Source organism: Haloarchaeobius sp. HME9146 (genome assembly GCF_025399835.1).
Taxonomy (GTDB): Archaea; Halobacteriota; Halobacteria; order Halobacteriales; family Natrialbaceae; genus Haloarchaeobius.
Genome location: NZ_JAODVR010000001.1, coordinates 3,446,267 through 3,464,219 on the forward strand (window position 1 = coordinate 3,446,267; position 17,953 = coordinate 3,464,219).

17 protein-coding genes are annotated in these 17,953 nt (G+C 67.9%); 9 read left to right on the forward strand and 8 right to left on the reverse strand.

Going from position 1 to position 17,953, the window contains the following annotated elements; translation table 11 throughout:
* Positions 1-82: 82 nt before the first annotated feature.
* A complete protein-coding gene (locus tag N6C22_RS17775; protein WP_261652474.1) occupies positions 83-3,202 on the forward strand; it encodes a PAS domain S-box protein in 3,120 nt (1,039 codons plus the stop codon).
* Between the two features lie 21 nt (positions 3,203-3,223).
* Here the strand turns inward: N6C22_RS17775 and N6C22_RS17780 are convergent, their stop codons facing one another.
* Positions 3,224-4,300 carry an archaeosine biosynthesis radical SAM protein RaSEA gene (locus N6C22_RS17780; protein ID WP_261652475.1) on the reverse strand — a complete coding sequence of 359 codons (1,077 nt, stop codon included), beginning with the start codon at positions 4,298-4,300 and terminating at the stop codon, positions 3,224-3,226.
* 64 nt (positions 4,301-4,364) lie between these two features.
* Positions 4,365-4,592 carry a hypothetical protein gene (locus tag N6C22_RS17785; RefSeq protein ID WP_261652476.1) on the reverse strand — a complete coding sequence of 76 codons (228 nt, stop codon included), beginning with the start codon at positions 4,590-4,592 and terminating at the stop codon, positions 4,365-4,367.
* Between the two features lie 122 nt (positions 4,593-4,714).
* Between N6C22_RS17785 and N6C22_RS17790 the strand changes: the two genes are divergently transcribed.
* Positions 4,715-6,664, forward strand: coding sequence for a hypothetical protein (locus tag N6C22_RS17790; protein ID WP_261652477.1), 1,950 nt, complete (start codon positions 4,715-4,717; stop codon positions 6,662-6,664).
* Between the two features lie 61 nt (positions 6,665-6,725).
* On the forward strand, positions 6,726-8,501 hold the full coding sequence (locus tag N6C22_RS17795; protein ID WP_261652478.1) for an ATP-binding protein: 1,776 nt from the start codon (positions 6,726-6,728) through the stop codon (positions 8,499-8,501).
* Here the strand turns inward: N6C22_RS17795 and N6C22_RS17800 are convergent.
* Both N6C22_RS17800 and N6C22_RS17805 read right to left on the reverse strand, forming a co-directional pair.
* Positions 8,498-8,773, reverse strand: coding sequence for a hypothetical protein (locus N6C22_RS17800; RefSeq protein WP_261652479.1), 276 nt, complete (start codon positions 8,771-8,773; stop codon positions 8,498-8,500). The two genes, N6C22_RS17795 and N6C22_RS17800, sit on opposite strands and share 4 nt — an antisense overlap.
* On the reverse strand, positions 8,770-9,141 hold the full coding sequence (locus tag N6C22_RS17805) for a helix-turn-helix domain-containing protein (RefSeq protein ID WP_261652480.1): 372 nt from the start codon (positions 9,139-9,141) through the stop codon (positions 8,770-8,772). The genes N6C22_RS17800 and N6C22_RS17805 overlap by 4 nt, the downstream gene beginning before the upstream one ends.
* A 101-nt stretch (positions 9,142-9,242) precedes the next feature.
* On the opposite strand from N6C22_RS17805, the gene N6C22_RS17810 reads away from it, so the two are divergent.
* A complete protein-coding gene (locus N6C22_RS17810) occupies positions 9,243-9,764 on the forward strand; it encodes a GNAT family N-acetyltransferase (protein WP_261652481.1) in 522 nt (173 codons plus the stop codon).
* A gap of 1 nt (position 9,765) precedes the next feature.
* Here N6C22_RS17810 and N6C22_RS17815 read toward each other — a convergent pair whose 3' ends face one another.
* Complete coding sequence (locus N6C22_RS17815; RefSeq protein ID WP_261652482.1) at positions 9,766-10,155, reverse strand: VanZ family protein; 390 nt, start codon at positions 10,153-10,155, stop codon at positions 9,766-9,768.
* Positions 10,156-10,240: 85 nt separating this feature from the next.
* Here N6C22_RS17815 and N6C22_RS17820 point away from each other — a divergent pair, with 85 nt between their 5' ends.
* The 5 genes from N6C22_RS17820 to N6C22_RS17840 all read left to right on the forward strand — a co-directional run bounded on the left by N6C22_RS17820 (position 10,241) and on the right by N6C22_RS17840 (position 16,996).
* Positions 10,241-10,639, forward strand: coding sequence for a hypothetical protein (locus N6C22_RS17820; protein WP_261652483.1), 399 nt, complete (start codon positions 10,241-10,243; stop codon positions 10,637-10,639).
* 71 nt (positions 10,640-10,710) lie between these two features.
* On the forward strand, positions 10,711-12,642 hold the full coding sequence (locus N6C22_RS17825) for an aldehyde ferredoxin oxidoreductase family protein (RefSeq protein ID WP_261652484.1): 1,932 nt from the start codon (positions 10,711-10,713) through the stop codon (positions 12,640-12,642).
* 242 nt (positions 12,643-12,884) lie between these two features.
* Positions 12,885-14,543 (forward strand): vanadium-dependent haloperoxidase, encoded by a 1,659-nt coding sequence (locus N6C22_RS17830; RefSeq protein WP_261652485.1) that lies wholly within the window; start codon positions 12,885-12,887, stop codon positions 14,541-14,543.
* A 163-nt stretch (positions 14,544-14,706) separates the two neighbouring features.
* Positions 14,707-16,509 carry a vanadium-dependent haloperoxidase gene (locus tag N6C22_RS17835; protein WP_261652486.1) on the forward strand — a complete coding sequence of 601 codons (1,803 nt, stop codon included), beginning with the start codon at positions 14,707-14,709 and terminating at the stop codon, positions 16,507-16,509.
* A 79-nt stretch (positions 16,510-16,588) separates the two neighbouring features.
* Positions 16,589-16,996, forward strand: a complete 408-nt coding sequence (locus N6C22_RS17840) for a DUF123 domain-containing protein (protein WP_261652487.1) — start codon at positions 16,589-16,591, stop codon at positions 16,994-16,996.
* On the opposite strand, the gene N6C22_RS17845 is transcribed toward N6C22_RS17840, so the two are convergent.
* The 3 genes from N6C22_RS17845 to N6C22_RS17855 are packed head-to-tail and all read right to left on the reverse strand — an operon-like array spanning position 16,968 to position 17,927.
* Positions 16,968-17,390, reverse strand: coding sequence for a hypothetical protein (locus N6C22_RS17845; RefSeq protein ID WP_261652488.1), 423 nt, complete (start codon positions 17,388-17,390; stop codon positions 16,968-16,970). The two genes, N6C22_RS17840 and N6C22_RS17845, sit on opposite strands and share 29 nt — an antisense overlap.
* A 1-nt stretch (position 17,391) precedes the next feature.
* Positions 17,392-17,649 (reverse strand): hypothetical protein, encoded by a 258-nt coding sequence (locus tag N6C22_RS17850; protein ID WP_369684427.1) that lies wholly within the window; start codon positions 17,647-17,649, stop codon positions 17,392-17,394.
* Positions 17,646-17,927 carry a ubiquitin-like small modifier protein 1 gene (locus N6C22_RS17855; RefSeq protein WP_261652490.1) on the reverse strand — a complete coding sequence of 94 codons (282 nt, stop codon included), beginning with the start codon at positions 17,925-17,927 and terminating at the stop codon, positions 17,646-17,648. Before N6C22_RS17855 ends, N6C22_RS17850 begins: the two co-directional genes overlap by 4 nt.
* Positions 17,928-17,953 lie beyond the last annotated feature (26 nt).

Consider the following 17,953-nt stretch of genomic DNA (forward strand, 5'->3'; position numbering starts at 1 on the left):
TAATGGCTCAAAGATATAAGAGTGTGCAGGGATAGGGTTGAGGTGAAACAGGGGTGTGGGGCTACCCCGACAGAGCCAGAGAATGACGGATGGTGGAACACGCGTCCTCGTCGTCGGCTTCACGCCGGACGAGGCGAATCAGATGCTGCCCACGCCCCCAGAACGCGTCGTGACCGCGGCGGACACCGCGACCGCACTCGACGCTGTAACGAGCGATGGCGCAATCGACTGCGTCGTCAGCGACTACCAGCTCCCCGACGGCGACGCCTTCGACCTCTACGACGCGCTTTCCGACGGCACCGACACCGTCCCGTTCCTCCTCTACACCGCCGAGGGCGACGAAACGGTTGCCGGTCGCGCCCTCGCCGCCGGGATGGACGCCTACGTGCCCGCCAGCGACGGCGTCGACACCCTGCAGTCCCGACTCGCTGCCGCACTCGACTCGGAGGCGGCCACGGTCGACCGGGACCGCCTCGAACTCGTCTACGAGCAGGCACCACTCGCCATCGTCGAGTCCGATCCCGACGGGAACGTCGCCGCCTGGAACGATGGTGCGACCGACCTGTTCGGCCACACCCGCGCCGAAGCCCTCGGCGAGAACCTCATCGACCTGGTCGTCCCCCCGGAGGAACGCGCAGTCGTCCGGGAGGTGTGCGAACGGAACCTCTCGCGGGCCGCCGTCGACGTCAACGTCAACGGGAACGTGACGAAAGACGGCGACCGGCTCACGTGCGAGTGGTACAACACGTCCCTGACCGACGAGGACGGGAACATCGTCGGCTCGCTCTCGTTCGTCCAGAACGTGACCGACCGGGTCGGCCGCCGGGAGACCGTCGAGGACCTCCAGGCGATGTCGCGCGAACTCATCCGCATCGAAGAACGCGAGCGCGTCGCCGAGTTCGCGGTCGAGGCCGCCCGCAGCGTGCTCGACCAGACGTACACGGCAGTGTTGCTGTACGACGAGTGCGAGGATGTCCTGGTCCCCGCAGCCACTACCGACGAGGCCGAAGCCATGCTGGCCGATACCGACGAGTTCGACGGCGACAAGAGCCTCACCTGGGAGGTGTTCGCGTCGGGTGAAGCGACCATCATCAACGAACGCGCCAACGAGCGGACGCTGCTTCCCGAGGACTCGGGCATGCAGAGCACGCTGGTCGTCCCGCTCGGCGACCACGGCGTGCTCGCGTTCGCCGACGAGGGCCCCGACGGGTTCGACCAGACCGAGGCGCACCTGGCCGGCATCCTCGCGTCGACCACGACGGCGGCTCTCGACCGGAGCGCCCAGGGCGAGGAACTCCGCCGCCAGCAGGCCATCGTCGAGGCCGCCGGCGACGCCGTCTTCGCGCTCGACGAGGACGCCTACTTCCGGACAGTCAACGACGCGATGACCGAGTTGACCGGCTACGACCGCGAGTCGTTGCTCGACATGCCCGCCTCGGAGATACTCGACGCCGAGTACCTCGAACGGGGGCGGACCGAACTCCTCGACCTCATCGACGACGACGACCGCGATTCGACCACCTTCGAGGTCGAGGTGCAGACCGCGGACGGGGACCGCGTCCCCTGCGAGGCCACCCTCGCCCTCCTGCCCGACGAGTCGAGCTTCGACGGCACCGCCGTCGTGGTCCGGGACATCACCGAACGAAAACGCATGGCGGACGAACTCGTCGAGCAGAAACGCAAGATAGAGAACCTCCACGGGGTCGCCTCGGACCTCGACGACTGCGAGACTGAGGCCGAGATATGGGACCTCACCGTCGAGGCGGCCGAGGGCATCCTCGATTTCGACATCTGTGGCGTCGACCGCGTCGAGGGCGAGTACCTCGTCTCGGCCGGCATCTCCTCCGAGATAGAGCCACAGGGCTACAAGAAGCGCTCGCACGTCTCCGACGGCATCGCGGGCAAGACACACCGCACCGGCCGGTCGTTCCTCATCGACGATATCCAGGGCGACAACGAGGCCACGCCCGAGCACCGGACCTACCGGTCGCTGCTGTCGGTCCCCATCGACGACAAGGGCGTCTTCCAGGCCGTCTCTGACGAGGTCGCCGGGTTCGACGAGTCCGACCTCGAACTCGCCGAACTCCTGGCGAGCCACGTCGCCGACGCCATCGAACAACTGCAGTTCGAGGCGCAACTGCTGAACGAGCGCGACCTGTTCGCGGCCCTGTTCGAGAACGTCCCCGACCCGGTGGTCTACGCCCATCACACGGACGACGAGCCCGTCATCCAGGAGGTGAACGCGGCGTTCGAGCGCGTCTTCGGGTACAAGCAGGCAGAGATCGCGGGCGAGCCGCTCGACGACCTCATCGTGCCGCCGGACCGCCACGCCGAGTCGGACTACATCAACGAGCGCTCGCAGGCCGGTGAACTGGTCGAACAGGAGGTGAAACGTCGGACGACGGACGGTCTCCGTGACTTCCTGATGACCGTCGTCCCGGTCGAGTTCGACGCGAAGAACCCCCGCACGTTCGGCGTCTACACCGACATCACCGAGCGCAAGGAGCGCCAGAAGCGCGTCGAGATACTGAATCGCGTCTTGCGACACGACCTGCGCAACGGGATGAACATCATCCGTGGCTCGGCCGAGATGCTCGCGGACGTGGTCGAGGGGACGACCGCCGTCGGCTACGCCGAGACCATCCTCAGCCGGGCGGACGACCTCGTCAGCCTCGCCGAGAAGACCCGGGCGGTCGAGCGCACGCTGGACCGCGACCACACGGCCACCGGCCCGGTCGACCTCCACGAGAGCGTCCAGACCGCCATCTCGCGGCTCACCCGGGAGTACCCGCAGGCGACCATCACCACCGACCTCCCCGAGGACGCCGCGGTCCGCGCCGACGACCTGCTCCGGACCGCCATCTACCACGTCATCGAGAACGCACTCCAGCACAACGACACCGACGACCCACACGTCCACGTCACGGCGCTCCAGGACGAGGGGTCGGACCAGTTCCTGCGACTCTCCGTCGCCGACAACGGCCCCGGCATCCCGGAGGAAGAGCGCGCACTCATCGCGGAAGAACAGGAGATAACGCAGCTCAGACACGCCAGCGGGCTCGGCCTCTGGCTGGTCAACTGGGTGGTCACGCAGTGTGGCGGCTGGCTGTCGTTCGAGGACAACGACCCGCGCGGGACCGTCGTCACCATGACGGTCCCGCTCGCGGTCGCCGACGAGACCGTGCAACCGGCCGACGACTGAGCCGTCCTCGCGACTCCTCGCCTATTCGACCAGCGGCATGTTGAACGTCGTCTCGTTCTCGAGGACGTGCTCCCACGTCGCCTCGCACTCGCAGGAGACCTGCTCGAAGACGGTCGGGTCCTGGCGCAGGTCGAAGTCCTTGATGGCTTTCTGCACCCGGTCGTCGCACTCGCCGCAGTTGTGCGGGCCGCGCTCGGAGCCGTGGCCGACCGGGTCCGAGACGACGATGACGTCCTCGTCGGCGGTCGATTCGAGCACCCTGGCGACCGACCAGAGCCACGGCGGCCGGTAGCCACCGCGGAAGAACAGGTCGTCGACCATGGTGTAGCGCTGGACGTTACACGGGTTCATCGAGACGGTGTGACAGCCCTCGACGGCGGCACAGCGCCGGACCGAGGACTGCATATCCTCGAGTGCCTCCGGCTCCGAGAGGAACGGCGGCTTCATCAGGAGATAGGCCTTCACGCCGGCGTCGGCGGCGACGGCCTCGGCGCAGGCGTCCTCGAAGTCCGCGAAGTCGAAGTACTTGTTCACGCAGTCGTGACGGACGCGGTCGGTGGCGGTCTCGAGGCCGACGGCCACGTCGGTGTCGAGACCCTGCTCGACGAACTCGTCGAGTTTCGCCTCGGTCACGAAATCCGGGAGCGACTCGACGACGATGCGCTCGCGGTCGCCGAACGTCTCCGCGATGGCCTGGCGGGTCTCGGCCGGGACCTCGCGCTCGTCGAGGAACGACCCGGAGGTGTAGATCTTGATGAGGCCCGACTTCTCGTCTGCTTCCTCGGCCTCGTGGTCGAGACAGACCTGTATCTGGTCCATCAGCGCCTCGTGGGAGACGGAGCCGCCCTCGACCGATTCCGCGACGTAGCCACACATCGTGCAGCCGCCGGCGCGGGCCCAGCGACAGCCGCCCGTGTTGAGGATGATGGTCAGCGACTGGTAGACGCCACTGGGCGTGTTGTCCTCGTCCAGCCAGACCCGCGTCGGCTCGTGCGGGTCGTACGTCTTGTCCTTCTTGGCGCGGATGTCGCGCATCACCTTGTTGTGCGCGTCCATCCCCTTGCCCTTCTCGTAGACCTCGGGCGTGGGCTTGCTCATTGGCAGAAACCAGCGGGTCGGCGCGTAAATCGGCTTCGGGTCGGGTCGTCGCCCGGGGCAACCGTCAGTGCCGGTCGCGCAGTTCGTCCACCAGCAGCCCGAACGGCAGGATCAGGGGTGCGAGCAGACCGAGCGAGAGCGTCCCGACGTTCGTCGTGATGGGCGGGGCGTAGCCGGCCTCTGGCGTCCCACCGAGAAGGACGAACCCGGCGGCGACGACGCCCGTGAGGGCGAGCGCGATGAGGACGGTCGGGAGCGGTTCCTCGGACTGTGATGCTCGTTGCGTCGACATACAGACGGTGCTATACACGCCACGGAAAAACGGGTCTCGACCGTTCCAAGCGGATGAGAATCGGGCCGCCACGGTGGGGGTCGCCCACAACAGTTTAGCACGCCTTCGTCGTAGCCGAGGCCATGGTCGACGTTTCCGTCGAGAACGCGACGCTCCGCGCCGTCGACCGGGCGAACCGGTCGATAGAGCTCGGCGTCGTCGGATGGGACCAGCCAGCCGACGGACCGTCGATCCCCATCGAACTCGACACGACGGTGGCCGGGCGCGTCCTCGAACTCGCCGTTCCCGACGTGCTCGTCGAGGTGTCGCTCGATGGGGACGGCTACGAGAAGCTCCCCGAGTACAAGACCGTCCAACAGCTCGCCGACGGCGAGTACACCGTGAAGCTCTCCGGCGAGTTGACCGCCTACATCCGGTTCGACGGCGCGGCGACCCTGCGTCGGCGGGCCGGCGGGACGGCGGAACTCACGTTCGAGCATCCGACCGCGGTCACGCTGGGCTTCTGGACCATGGTCGACTATCCGGAGCACACCCTGACGGTGCCGCCGACACCGACCGGGGTGGCGACGGCGCTCACGCACCTCTCGAGCGCCCACATCCGGATGACACCGGACCGGACGCTGCCGGGCTGGCGCGAACACCCACCCCTGGTCGAACTCGGCGACGAGACCCACGTCCCCGACGCGGTCCGCGAGGCGACGCCCGAGACCGGCATCGAACTCGTCGTCCCGGACGCGCTGGCACCGCTGTTCCCGGCGACCCCGCTGGTGCACTACCTCGGGGCGACGGTCCGCGTCGAGTCCGGGCGAGAGCGCCCCCTGCTGCGGGCACCCGCGGTCGACATCGCCCACGAGTTCTCGGCGCTGCCCGACTTCCAGTTCGAGGCCGCCGACCTCTTCGAGCGGGTGTTCTACCTCGACTGTATCATCCGGGCCGCGGGGCCGGATTCGCAGGGCGACCTCGTCGAACTCGACCTGCTGGCGGCCATCGACACCGACCTCACCGCGACCTACGACGCGTCGGTCGCCGAGCGGCTGGCGCACGCCCTCGACCCGCAGGTCGCCGCCCTCGACGACCGGTTGCCGTCACGCAACTACGTACTGTTCGCGGAGCCAGCGCCCGAACACGTCCCGGTGCTCCCGTTCGCGATGTCCTACCTCGGGCGGGTGTACCTCCCGTCGGCGGCCGGCACGCTCGACCTGACCCGGGAGCGCCGCCGGGGAATCGTCGGCTGGCTCGGGGAGGGGAGCCACCCGGACGCCTTCGAGGCCCGCCCCCGGGCGTATCAGCATCGCCTCGAACACCTCGCCGCGGGCGACAGCGAGACGTCGATACTCGTGGTCGGTACGGCCGACCGTGCCGCCGCCATCCATGCCGTCGCCGACCGCTACGAGGCGGCCGTCGACGAGACGGCCGCGACCGTCTCCCGGCTCGTCGGGCCGACCCGCGTCGCGCTCAGGGACGCCCTCGAGACCCGGACCGACCTCGTCCACTTCCTCGGCGACGCCACCGCCGGGTTCCACTGTGCCGACGGCACCCTCGCCGTCGAGGACCTCTTCGTCTCGAAGGCACGCACCGTCGTCCTCGACGGGCCGACCGACGCGGGACTCGCGGCCGGCCTCGTCGACCGCGGAAGCGTCGCTGGCGTGGTCCGGACGGACGAGGGGACGGCGGTTCCGACGACCCTCGTCGAGTTGCTCTCGAAGGGGTACGGCGTCGACCTCGCCACTCGAATCGCCCGCGAGTTCGGCGACGGCGAGACGTTCCGCGTCGTCGGCGACGGCACCAACGCGCTGCCCGAAGACGACAACGTGAGTTCGATTCCGCTCACCGTCACCGCCAACGGCGACGCGACGTTCGAGGTCGTGGGCGAACCCGGCGGTGCCATCGCCGGCCTCGTGTGGCACCCCGACGTGGAGGGCGTCTCCCAGCGGCTGTTGAGCGGGCGACGCCCGTTCACCGTCTCCGCGATGGAACTCACGGCCATCCTCCGGGACCCCGACTACCTCGTCGTCAGCGACGGCGAGCTATCGTGGTCCGGCGACCTCGCACCGTTCTACCCCGTCGTGTGAGTTCACGCGGTCGCTGACTCGCCGTAATCCTCAAGCCCTCGCGGAATCATCTGAGAGCGTAGTGGCAGATTCGACGAAGATTCTGACCAGCGGCGGCCGGGTCGGCGACGCGCTCGCGGCGACGTACGACGTCGTCCGCAGCGCCGACCCGACGACGGCCGACCTCGGCGCCGTCGACTGCGCGGTCGTGGACGCGGCCGCCGTCCCCGCCATCAGGGGACAGACGGCGACGCTCCCGGTCATCGCGGTCGTCCCCACGTCGGCCGACGCCGCCACCGTCATCGAGGACGGCGCGACCGACGTCGTCCGAGCGGACGCGCCGGACGCCGTCGTCGTGGCTCGCGTCAAGTCCGTCCTCGCCGGGACGACCGGCGACACCGTCACCTCGACCGAGCAGCGCCTCGACGTGCTCCTCGAACGGACGACCGACTTCGACGCGCTCGACGCCGAGAGCGAGATATACGAGCACGCCATCTCGGTCGCCCGGACCGTCCTCGACCTCGACGCCTGTTCCATCTGCCGGACGGAGGACGGCGAACTCCGCCCGGTCGCGACCGTGGCCCGCCGACTCCACCCCGCCAGTTTCCACGCGACCGGGGAGGGCATCGCTGGCCGGACCATCGAGACGGGGACGACACAGCTGGTCGACGACGTGCGGGCCGACGCGGACGCAAAACCGACCGCCGAGGACTACCGGGCGGTCCTCTCGGTCCCGCTCGGCGACGACGGCGTCTTCCAGGCCATCTCGACGACCAATGGGGCGTTCTCGGCGGCCGACCGCGAGCTGGCGGAGCTCCTCGTGGCGAGCGTCGAGCACGCACTCGAACGGGTCCGCTTCGAGGACATGGTCACCCGCGAACGCGACCGGTTCGCCGCGCTGTTCCAGAACGTGCCCGATGCGGCGCTCCAGTACACCTTCGTGGACGGCGAACCGTACATCGACCGGGTGAACTCCGCGTTCGTCCGCCTGTTCGGCTACGACCCCGACACGGCCGTCGGGCAGTCCGTCGCGGACCTCATCGTCCCGGAGTCGGACGGGGCGGAGACGCTGTATGCGGCCGTCGACGGTGGGAAGCGACTCGACCAGGAGGTCGTCCGCCTCACCGAGGACGGGGAACGCCCGTTCCTCCTCCGGAGCGTCCCCATCTCGACCGAGGACGACGAGCCGACCGGCTACTTCATCTACACCGACATCGCCGACATGAAGGCACGCGAGCGCCGGCTCACCCGCCAGAACGAGCGCCTGGACGCGTTCGCCTCGGTGGTGAGCCACGACCTGCGCAACCCCCTGAGCGTCGCCAGGGGCTACACCGAGACCGCCTACGACGGCGATGACCCGTCCCTCCTGCCCGACGTGCTGGTCGAACTCGACCGGATGGACCAGATGATACACGAACTCCTCACGCTCGCCCGCGAGGGCGACATCGTCGGCGAGACCGAACCGGTCTCGCTCGGCGACGCGGCCAGAGAGGCCTGGTCACACGTCGAGACGGCCGACGCGACGCTCTCGGTGGGCGACGACGTGACGCTGGAGGCGGACGCCGACCGACTGGAAGAACTGTTCGAGAACCTCTTTCGCAATACGATAGAGCACGCGGGCGACGCCGCGACGGTCGTGGTCGGGAAGACGCCGGACGGCTTCTACGTCGCCGACGACGGGCCCGGCATCCCGGACGAGCAGAAGGAGGCGGTGCTGGAGATGGGGTACACGACCGCCACGGGCGGGACCGGGTTCGGGCTCGGTATCGTCTCCGAGATCGCGACCGCCCACGGCTGGTCGGTCGCCGTGACCGACAGCGAAAACGGCGGGTGTCGCTTCGAGTTCCGGACCGACTAGTCGGCGTACAGCGAGTAGAGGATGACGCCGAAGCCGATGGTGGTGAGCGCACTCTCGATGGCCAGCGCGGTCGACTGGTCACCGGCGAACAGCTGGTCCAGTGCGCCAGCGATGGCCGCGCCGGCCGTGACGATACCGAACCCGAGCGCGAGTGCCCGGAGCGCCGGGGAGCCTGTCCGGCGGTACGCCTTCGCGGCGAGGTAGGTGATGAGCCCGCCCATCACGAGCGTGAGCGTCTTGAACGCGACGACGAGTGGGGTGATGTGACTCATGTCTCCTTGCGCACCTCCTTCCACATCGAGGCGAGGCGTTCTTCCGGTTTCTCCGGCGGCCGTTCGATCCGCAAGTCGAGTGTGTGTTCGTCCGTGAGCATGATAGCAACGTTCTCGAAGTCGACCCGGTACATCGAGGTGTGGCGACCGTCCGAACGGAGCTGCGTCTCCTCCTTGAGGAGCGACGCCTCCGTGAGGAGGTCGAGCTTCCGGTAGGTCGTCGACAGGGGGATGTCACACGACTCGGAGATCTCGCTCGCGGTCATCGCCTCGGTGAGCGATTCGATGATGTCGTGGCAGTCCTCGTCGTCGAGGGCGTCGACGACCGCCTGGAACTCAGGCTCGTCGGCCCCGGACGGGTCGCGCATCTTCACAGGGTGGAGTGTACGCTCTGACGTAAAATCGATTCGGGTTTTCTCGTCGGTCGAGCAGAGAAGGCCTATCTCCCCCTATCCCCTCCAGATTCCCGATGACACCCGATGTCAGGGGCGTCGAGTCGGTCGACGACATCTGGGCCGCCGAGGACGTGAACCGCGCGGCGTGGACGAGCGCCTTCGCGGACGTGTTCTCGCCCCGCGTGCTCGCCACGGGCGGTGCGGCCGCCAGCGAGCCCTACATCCGTGCCCGGTACGAGGTGGTGCGGGACCACCCCGGCTTCGTCGTGGCGAGCGATGGTGCGGACGTGGTCGGCTACGCCTACGCCGACTGGACCGATACCGCCTCGTTCGTCGGCGACGACGAGGCCGAACTCGTCGAGCTGTACGTCCACCCCGACCACTGGGGCCGGGGTATCGGGACCAGACTGCTCGACGCCATCGGTGAGGCGCTGCCCGCCGACCGGACCGCGCTGGTGCTCACGACGCCCGAAGCGAACGACATCGGCTGTGCGTTCTACGAGGCACGCGGGTTCAGCCTCCGGGAGCAGCGAACCGGCATGGTCGGCGGCGAGCGCGTCCCGACGGTGGTGTACGCCCGCTACCTCCCGTGGTGACTCAGCGAGACGCCCTCTTTTGTCCCCAGGTGTAGCCAGCCCACACCGCGACACCGACCATCGCTCCCAGCCCGTTGACCGCGGCATCGGCGAGGCTGAACGTCCGGAACGGGAGTGGCCACTGGACGACCTCGACGCCGAAGCCGAACAGGGCGACACCGGTGACGACGAGGAGACCGGAACGCAGGACGCGGGGACGGACCGCCCGTGCCACGAGGACGGCCAGCGTCGCGTATCCCAGCGCGTGGAACACCTTGTCGAACGCGAGGAGACCGGCTGTTCCCCCACCACCGCTCCCCGGTGGGTCGATAACCGACGCGACCAGGACGACGCCAGCCCACGCCAGAACCGGAAGCCAGGGGCGGTCGGCTGCCCGCGAACCGCGATTCATGCCGGTACTCGCCGCCCCGAGAATAAAAACTCGCCGTCGCGGAAGAAAGCGAGATTGTATGTTCGTCTGTCACGTACCTCGGGTCGTGCCGACGGCTGCAGGGTCACGGGGGGAGTTCATCACCGTGGTGGCGAGCCGCCGGTTCGTCCGGGTCTCCCCGGACGAGGTCTGGGCCGCCATCGCCGACCCGGCAGCCATCGAACGGGCGCTGACGCTCGTCGACGCGACCGCGACCGTCAGCGAGCAGGCGTACCCGCGCATCACGTTCGACGTCGACGGCGACGGGGACTACGGTGGCCTCACCGGGACGGTCGGACTGACGGTCGACAGCAACGAGTTCGCTGCCGTGCTTCGCTGGGAGAGCCGACTCCGCCCCTCTGGTGACCTCGCAACCATGCGACCGCGGAACTTCCGACCGACCGTGACCCGCTTCGTGGACCGGTACGCCGGTGAGCTTGCGGACCGCCTGCCTGCGGAGAGGTAACCGAAACCAGTTACACCCGCTTTGCCAACGACTAACAGAGTCCCGTCCGTACCTAATGATTAGGGATTACAATGACAGACATCGGTGGCTTCCAGGACCACGTCGCACGGGTCGACCTGTCCTCGGGAGATGTGAACTACGAGGGTATCGACGACGAAGACGCCAAGAAGTACATCGGGGCCCGCGGCCTCGGTGTGAAGTACGTGTTCGAGCAAGGGGCAGACGTGGACCCGCTCGGGCCGGACAACCTTCTCGCGTTCATGAACGGCCCACTCACGGGCACACAGACGGTGATGAGCGGGCGAATCGCGGTCTGTACGAAATCACCGCTGACGAACACCGTCACGGACAGCCACCACGGCGGCTGGTCCGGCGCCCGCCTCAAGTGGGCCGGCTTCGACGGCCTCCTGTTCGAGGGCCAGGCCGACGACCCGGTGTACGCCGTCATCGAGGACGGCGAACTCGAACTCCACGACGCCAGCGACCTCTGGGGCAAGACCGTCCACGAGACGCGTGACACGCTCGAAGAGCGCCACGAGGGCAGCTACGGCAAGAACATGTCCATGATGGCCATCGGGGCCGGTGGCGAGAACGAGGTCCGCTACGCCTGTATCGTCAACGAGGACGACCGCGCCTCGGGCCGCGGCGGCACCGGCTGCGTGATGGGCAACAAGAACCTCAAGGCCATCCTCATCAAGTCGGGCACGAAGATGCCCAAGCCGAAGGACCCCGACACCTTCCAGAAGGGGCACCAGCAGGCCATGCAGGCCATCCAGGAGTCCGACGTGACCGCCCCGAACGAGGGCGGCCTCTCGATGTACGGGACGAACGTCCTGATGAACATCACCGAGGAGATGGACGGGCTGCCGACGCGGAACGGAAAGTACACCTCGACGAGTTCCGAGGCCGAGGCGGACCCGAGCGAGCCCAACATCGACTCCGAGAAGGTCTCCGGCGAGAACGTCCGCGAGAACATCCTCGTGGACGAACCGACGTGTCACTCCTGCCCGGTCGCCTGTAAGAAGGAGGTCGAGGTCACCTACACGCACAAGGGCCAGGACATGAACGTCCGCGGGGAGTCCTACGAGTACGAGTCGGCGTTCGCGCTCGGCCCGAACTCGATGAACGACGACCGCGACTCCATCGCCGTGATGATCGACCTCTGCAACCAGCACGGCATCGACACCATCGAGACCGGGAACATGATCGCGATGGCGATGGAGATGACCGAAGAGGGCAAGCTCGACGACCTCGGCGAAGGCGTCGAGTGGGGCGACAAGGAGGCGATGATCGACCTCATCACCGACATCGCGAACCGCGACGGCGAACTCGCGGACCTGCTCGCCGGCGGCGCGAACCACGTCGCCGAGGAGATGGACGCCCACGACAACTCGCTGGCCGTCAAGGGCGAGACCATCCCGGCCTACGACCCGCGCTGCATGAAGGGTATGGGCATCGGCTACGCGACCTCGAACCGCGGTGCCTGCCACCTGCGTGGCTACACGCCGTCGGCCGAGATCCTGGGCGTCCCCGAGAAGGTCGACCCCTACGAGTGGGAGGGCAAGGGCCAGCTCACCGCGACCTTCCAGGACCTGCACTGCATCTCGGACTCCTTCGACATCTGCAAGTTCAACGCCTTCGCGGAAGGCATCGAGGAGTACGTCCTGCAGTGGAACGGCATCACCGGCCTCGAGTGGACCGAGGACGACCTCCTCGAAGCCGGCGAGCGCATCTACAACCTCGAACGCTACTACAACAACCTCGTCGGCTTCGACGGCGACGACGACTCGCTGCCGGAGCGCTTCCTCGAGGACGGCGTCCGCGGCCAGGGAGCCAGCGAGGGCGAGTACTGTGAGCTCGAGGAGATGAAGGCCGAGTACTACGAGCACCGCGGCTGGGTCGACGGCGTCGTCCCGGACGAGAAGCTCGACGACCTCGGCATCGACATCGGCCCGGGGACCGGCGTCAGCTCCGGCGACTCGGCCGCACCGGCAGACGACTGAGCAGACGACCGAGCAGGCGACGACGACACACCACCGATTCGTCTTTTTTCGGCTATTCCACGCCGGTAAGGGTAGCTTACCGACTGGTAACCCCGCAGAACGGGCTGTTCGCGGCTGAATAGCAACGGCGCCACGAGGCGGGCTAATCCGTCGTTCGGTCGGCACGATGCAAGTCATAAGTAATCTGTTGTATCGAGTATGTCCAGTAGGCGTGACACCACGACGTCACGCGAAGGGGGACCATGCATTCACCAGAAGACGATTCACAGGGAGTGCTCCGCCGGACCGTACTGGCCGGCCTCGGAGCAGCAGGCGTACTGAGCACCGTCGGCACCGCGGCGGCGACACCACACGGCCGAGGGACGAACAGGGGGAACCGACCGACCGACACGCCGGGGTCGAAACACGAGCGGATGATGTCGACGTACCGGCTCCGGACGAACGCCGCGCGGGACCACTGCTTGCAGGGGAAGCCGCCCGCGTGGAACCAGAACGAGGACGAGGCGCGATTCGGGACGGCCGCGATGTTCACCAAGACGCTCCCGCACGACGACCAGGGTATCGCTGACGAGTCGGCCTACCTCGCGCTGGTCGACGCGCTGTACGGGCACGGGTCGCTCGACGCGGTCCCGCTCGCACCCGAAGCCGACCGGAAACTCGCGAACCCGGCCGCTGCGGGCTCGTACGACATCACCGGGCCGGACTCGCACGCGCTGACGATGCCGCCGGCCCCCGCCTTCGACAGCGACGAGACGGCCGCCGAGATGGTCGAACTCTACTGGCAGTCGTTGCTTCGGGACGTTGCCTTCGCCGACTACGCGACCGACCCGGGAGCGCAGGCCGCCGCCGCAGAACTCTCGGCCCTCGCCGGCTACCCCGGCCCGACCGACGGGAGCGGGACCGTGACCACGGACCTGCTGTTCCGTGGCAGCCTCGCCGGTAGCGAGGTCGGCCCGCACCTCTCGCAGTTCTTCTACCACGACGTGCCTCGGGGCGACGGCATGGCCCAGCCGCAGGTCTACCGGGTCGCGAAGGAGGGCACGGACTACATGACCGACTGGGAGTCGTGGCTGGCCATCCAGCGCGGTGCAGCGCCCGACTCGGGCGACCAGTACGAGGCCACCCACCGCACCCTCCAGACGGGGCGCGACCTCGCCACCTACGTCCACCGGGACTACGTCTACCAGTCCTACCAGGATGCCGCGCTCATCCTGCTCGGCCTCGGCGTCCCGCTCGGGCCGAACTTCCCGACCTCGCCGACGTCGGGCTACTTCGTCGACTTCGGCGTGGCCGACGTGCTCGACGCCGTCGTCGCGGTGAGCCACCCAGCCCTGCACGCGACCTGGGTACAGAAGTGGCTGGTGAACCGACGACTCCGCCCCGAGACGTACGGCGGGCGGGTCCACGACCAGTTGACTGGTGACGCGGATTACGGCCTCCCGGCGGCCCTGCTCGACTCGGCCGCGCTGGCTGCGTCGTTCGACGAGTACGGCACCTACCTGCTCTCGCAGGCGTACCCGGAGGGCTCGCCGACGCACCCCTCGTATCCCGCTGGCCACGCCGTGCTCGCCGGAGCCTGTGTCACCGTCCTCAAGGCGTACTTCGACGAGGACGCGGCGGTCCCGTACGCCGACGCGAGCCCCGAATCCGGACCCGACCTCACCGTCCGCGGCGAACTCCACAAGCTCGCCGACAACATGGCCGTCGGGCGCAACTGGGCGGGTATCCACTACCGCTCCGACGCCGACGACGGCTACCGCCTCGGTGAGGCGGTCGCGTTCGGCTACCTCGTCGACCGCGCCAAGACGTACGACGAGCGATACGGCTTCGACGGGTTCACGCTGACCACGTTCGACGGCGAGCCCGTCCGTATCACGCCCGACGGCGTCGTCCCGGCCTGAACGGTTCGGACGCCCTCGCGGGGCAGATATGACACTTCTCAGAATTTCGTTGGAACCAGCGCCGCCGTTCGTTTCTGTCCCGTAACCTTGTGTTTCTGTTATATCCAAACCTCGCATCTTCTGTGACAGGTAGGCGGGCCATCGCCCGCCTCGACAGGAAATCATGAGTACATCGAAACGCGAGGGGAACGAATCGACGCCGCTGCGAGTCGGGCGGCGCACCGTGCTGGCAGGGCTCGGTGCGTTGAGCCTCCTCGGCGGAGTCGTCGGTGCGAAACCGGGGAAATCGAACGGCAAGAAGAACCAGAGTGCGGTCGGGGGCGGCGGGGGAACCGGCGTCGCGACCGCCATCGAGCAGAACACGCTGAAACAGCGGTTGACTGCTGTCTACCAGTTCCGCCAGCAGACGGCCCACGACGACGTGATGCCGCCGCAACCGCCGGCACAGCTGAACAACGGCGACCGCGAGCTGGGCTCGTGGGCGGTGTACGGGAAGTGCCTGAAGCACGACATCGTCGAGGAGGACGGGGAGCCGGTGTTCGGCTATCCGAACCCGGACGCGGTGGAACGGATGATCGGCGAAATCGAGGGAACTGGAACGCTGCACCCCGACGACGTCGTAGGGGACCGCGGGCTGGTGAACCCACGGGCGGCGAAGACGTACGGGCTGGTCGGTCGCGACTGGTACGACGTCACCATCCCGCCCGCACCGTCCGTCGCCAGCGACGAGACCGGTGCGGAGATGGTCGAACTGTACTGGCAGTCGCTCTTGCGAGACACCCCGTTCCTCGACTTCCGCGACGACGAGACGGCGAAACACGCCGCGATGGAGCTGGCCATGCTCGACTCCTTCACCGGGCCGGCGCCGGTGGTTGCGGACGACGGGACCGTGCCCATCGAGGCCCCACCGGACCTGCACCTGTTCAGGGGGACACTACCCGGCAGCACCATCGGGCCGCACGTCTCGCAGTTCCTGGTCCACGGCATCCCCCGGACTGAAGGGCTGATTCAGGACCAGAAGTACTTCCTCGCCCCCGAGGCGGACTACATGACCGACGTGGCCGACTGGCTCTCGGTCCAGCAGGGCGTGACACCCCAGGCGTTCACCCTGAACCAGGACGACCGGCGGCACATCCACGACGGGCGAGGGTTGACCACCGCGGTCCACTTCGACGCCATCTTCGAACTCCCGATGAACGCGGCGCTCATCCTGCTCGGCGACGGCTACGTCAAGGAGGGCTCGGCGCTGGCGTTCGACCTGCTGGGCAAGACCGGTACGGAGGAGGGGTTCGTCGACTTCGGTATCGGTGACGTCCTGACCGCGGTGGCGGACGTCTCGCGCCCCGCGCTCCACGCGGCCTGGGTCCAGAAGTGGGACGTCCACCTGCGGCCGCGTCCGGAAGCACTCGGCGGGGCGGTCAACGCGACCATGCAGGGCTACGTCGACTACAGCGACCACCTGTCCTCGACCGTCCTCGACTCCTACGCACTCGAGGCGTCCGAGGAAGCCAACGGGAGCTACCTGCTCTCGCAGGCGTTCCCCGAGGGCTCGCCGTGTCACCCGTCGTATCCCGCCGGCCACTCCACGTTCGCCGGTGCCTGCGTCACCGTGTTGAAGGCGTTTTTCAACGAGGACGCAGAGATTGCGAACCCGATTTTCCCCGACCCGGACGGCACGCAACTCCTCGACTACACTGACGACCTGCCGTGGTACGACGGCCCCCTCACCGTCGGCCACGAGTTGAACAAGCTCGCGGACAACATCGCCATCGGCCGCAACTGGGCGGGGATCCACTACCGGACCGACGCGACGGCCGGCTACCGGCTCGGCGAGGCCATCGCGCTGGCGTATCTCCTCGACCGGGCGCGGACCTACGCGGACTCGTACGAGTTCGACGGGTTCTCCCTGACGACCTTCGACGGGGAGAAGGTGCACGTCACCGCCGACGGCATCGAGTATCTCTGAGCCGTCGCCAGGTCCGACCATCGCTTGTTCGACCATCGAACCGGGAGAGCCATCTTCGCCAATCCCGAAGGCACTCCCGATGGCTGCTGGCACCTACACCCTCCTCCTCGAACTGGACCGCGACGCGACCATCGAGGTCGGCGCGCTCGGCCCCATCGACTTCGATTCTGGATGGTACGCCTACACCGGGAGCGCGTTCGGCCCGGGCGGGTTCTCACGGGTCGACCGGCACCACGAGCTGGCAGCGGGCGAGCGCGATACCAGACACTGGCACGTCGACTACCTGCTCGGGCATCCCGACGTGACGCTCCGGACCGACGTTCGGACGGTCGACGCCGACGTGGAGTGCGTCGTCGCGAGCCAGCTCAAGACCGTGGTTCCCGGCTTCGGCTGTTCGGACTGTGACTGTGACTCCCATCTCGCGACCGCCAGCGACCGGGAAACGCTCGTGGCCCAGGTCACCGACGCTCACGACGGGGTCGAGTGACCGGCTGCTCGGCGACGTCGGTCGCCGGGTCCTCCGAGTCCTTCCCGATGAGGACGCACTCGCGGATGTCGAGGGCGGCGTCGAACTCCTCGCGACGGTCGGTCTCCCGTCCGAGTCGCATGAGCTGTTCCGTGTGGGCCCGCTGGACCGCCTCGTAGTCCCGCCGGTCGAAACCGAGCCGCCTGCCGATGTCGTTCCAGTGACCCGATTCGACGAAGAACGCGGCGTACTTGTCGTCGTCGTGGATACACTCGTAGCTGACGCGGTAGTCGTCGACGCGAAGCCGGAGGTCGGCCTGGACGAGGTCGACCAGCTCGGGGAGTCGGTTCGGCGGGACGCTCGCCTTCGCGGCGGTGACCAGTAGCACCTGCCCCTCGATCGGGAACCCGTCCATCTCAGCCACCGGCCCGCATGGCCTTCTGGGCGAACCGCTCGATGAGTGGGTCGAGCACGTCGTCGTCGCCCTCGAAGCGGACGGTGACCTCGGTTATCTGGAGCGTCGGGCCGATGCCGACCTTGTCACTCGACAGGGTAGCTCGCCAGTCGTCGGCGACCACGGTGTCGTCGTCGGCCTGCTCACCGCCGAGGTTCGTGAGGTAGTGGATGGCGAGTCGCTTCGAGATACCGCGCCAGGCGCGTTCTCGGGCCATCATCCACCCGCGACCGGCGGGAAGACAGAAAGTGTGTCGCCGTCTTCCAGCGCGGTCGCCGTCCCCTCCATGTGGACCACGTCACGGCCGTTCTTCAGGACGCTGAGCTGTGGCCGTATCTCGCCGTCCTCGAGGAGTTCGCCGTCGAGCCCCTCGAACTCGGCTTCGAGCGCGGTTAACACGGTTTCGACCGTCGCGGCTTCGTCGTCGTACTCCCGCGTGATGGTCTTCTGACCGACCGCCTCACGGAAGTTCGCGAAGAACCGCAACTCGAGGTTCATTGTCGGTAGAACTCGTCCGGGCTGTA

Bases quoted from the DNA above. Each gene is read 5' to 3' on its own strand.
- N6C22_RS17775 (WP_261652474.1), top strand. From the start codon at position 83: ATGACGGATGGTGGAACACGCGTCCTCGTCGTCGGCTTCACGCCGGAC.
- N6C22_RS17780 (WP_261652475.1), bottom strand. From the start codon at position 4,300: ATGAGCAAGCCCACGCCCGAGGTCTACGAGAAGGGCAAGGGGATGGAC.
- N6C22_RS17785 (WP_261652476.1), bottom strand. From the start codon at position 4,592: ATGTCGACGCAACGAGCATCACAGTCCGAGGAACCGCTCCCGACCGTC.
- N6C22_RS17790 (WP_261652477.1), top strand. From the start codon at position 4,715: ATGGTCGACGTTTCCGTCGAGAACGCGACGCTCCGCGCCGTCGACCGG.
- N6C22_RS17800 (WP_261652479.1), bottom strand. From the start codon at position 8,773: ATGAGTCACATCACCCCACTCGTCGTCGCGTTCAAGACGCTCACGCTC.
- N6C22_RS17805 (WP_261652480.1), bottom strand. From the start codon at position 9,141: ATGCGCGACCCGTCCGGGGCCGACGAGCCTGAGTTCCAGGCGGTCGTC.
- N6C22_RS17810 (WP_261652481.1), top strand. From the start codon at position 9,243: ATGACACCCGATGTCAGGGGCGTCGAGTCGGTCGACGACATCTGGGCC.
- N6C22_RS17815 (WP_261652482.1), bottom strand. From the start codon at position 10,155: ATGAATCGCGGTTCGCGGGCAGCCGACCGCCCCTGGCTTCCGGTTCTG.
- N6C22_RS17825 (WP_261652484.1), top strand. From the start codon at position 10,711: ATGACAGACATCGGTGGCTTCCAGGACCACGTCGCACGGGTCGACCTG.
- N6C22_RS17830 (WP_261652485.1), top strand. From the start codon at position 12,885: ATGCATTCACCAGAAGACGATTCACAGGGAGTGCTCCGCCGGACCGTA.
- N6C22_RS17835 (WP_261652486.1), top strand. From the start codon at position 14,707: ATGAGTACATCGAAACGCGAGGGGAACGAATCGACGCCGCTGCGAGTC.
- N6C22_RS17840 (WP_261652487.1), top strand. From the start codon at position 16,589: ATGGCTGCTGGCACCTACACCCTCCTCCTCGAACTGGACCGCGACGCG.
- N6C22_RS17845 (WP_261652488.1), bottom strand. From the start codon at position 17,390: ATGGACGGGTTCCCGATCGAGGGGCAGGTGCTACTGGTCACCGCCGCG.
- N6C22_RS17850 (WP_369684427.1), bottom strand. From the start codon at position 17,649: ATGATGGCCCGAGAACGCGCCTGGCGCGGTATCTCGAAGCGACTCGCC.
- N6C22_RS17855 (WP_261652490.1), bottom strand. From the start codon at position 17,927: ATGAACCTCGAGTTGCGGTTCTTCGCGAACTTCCGTGAGGCGGTCGGT.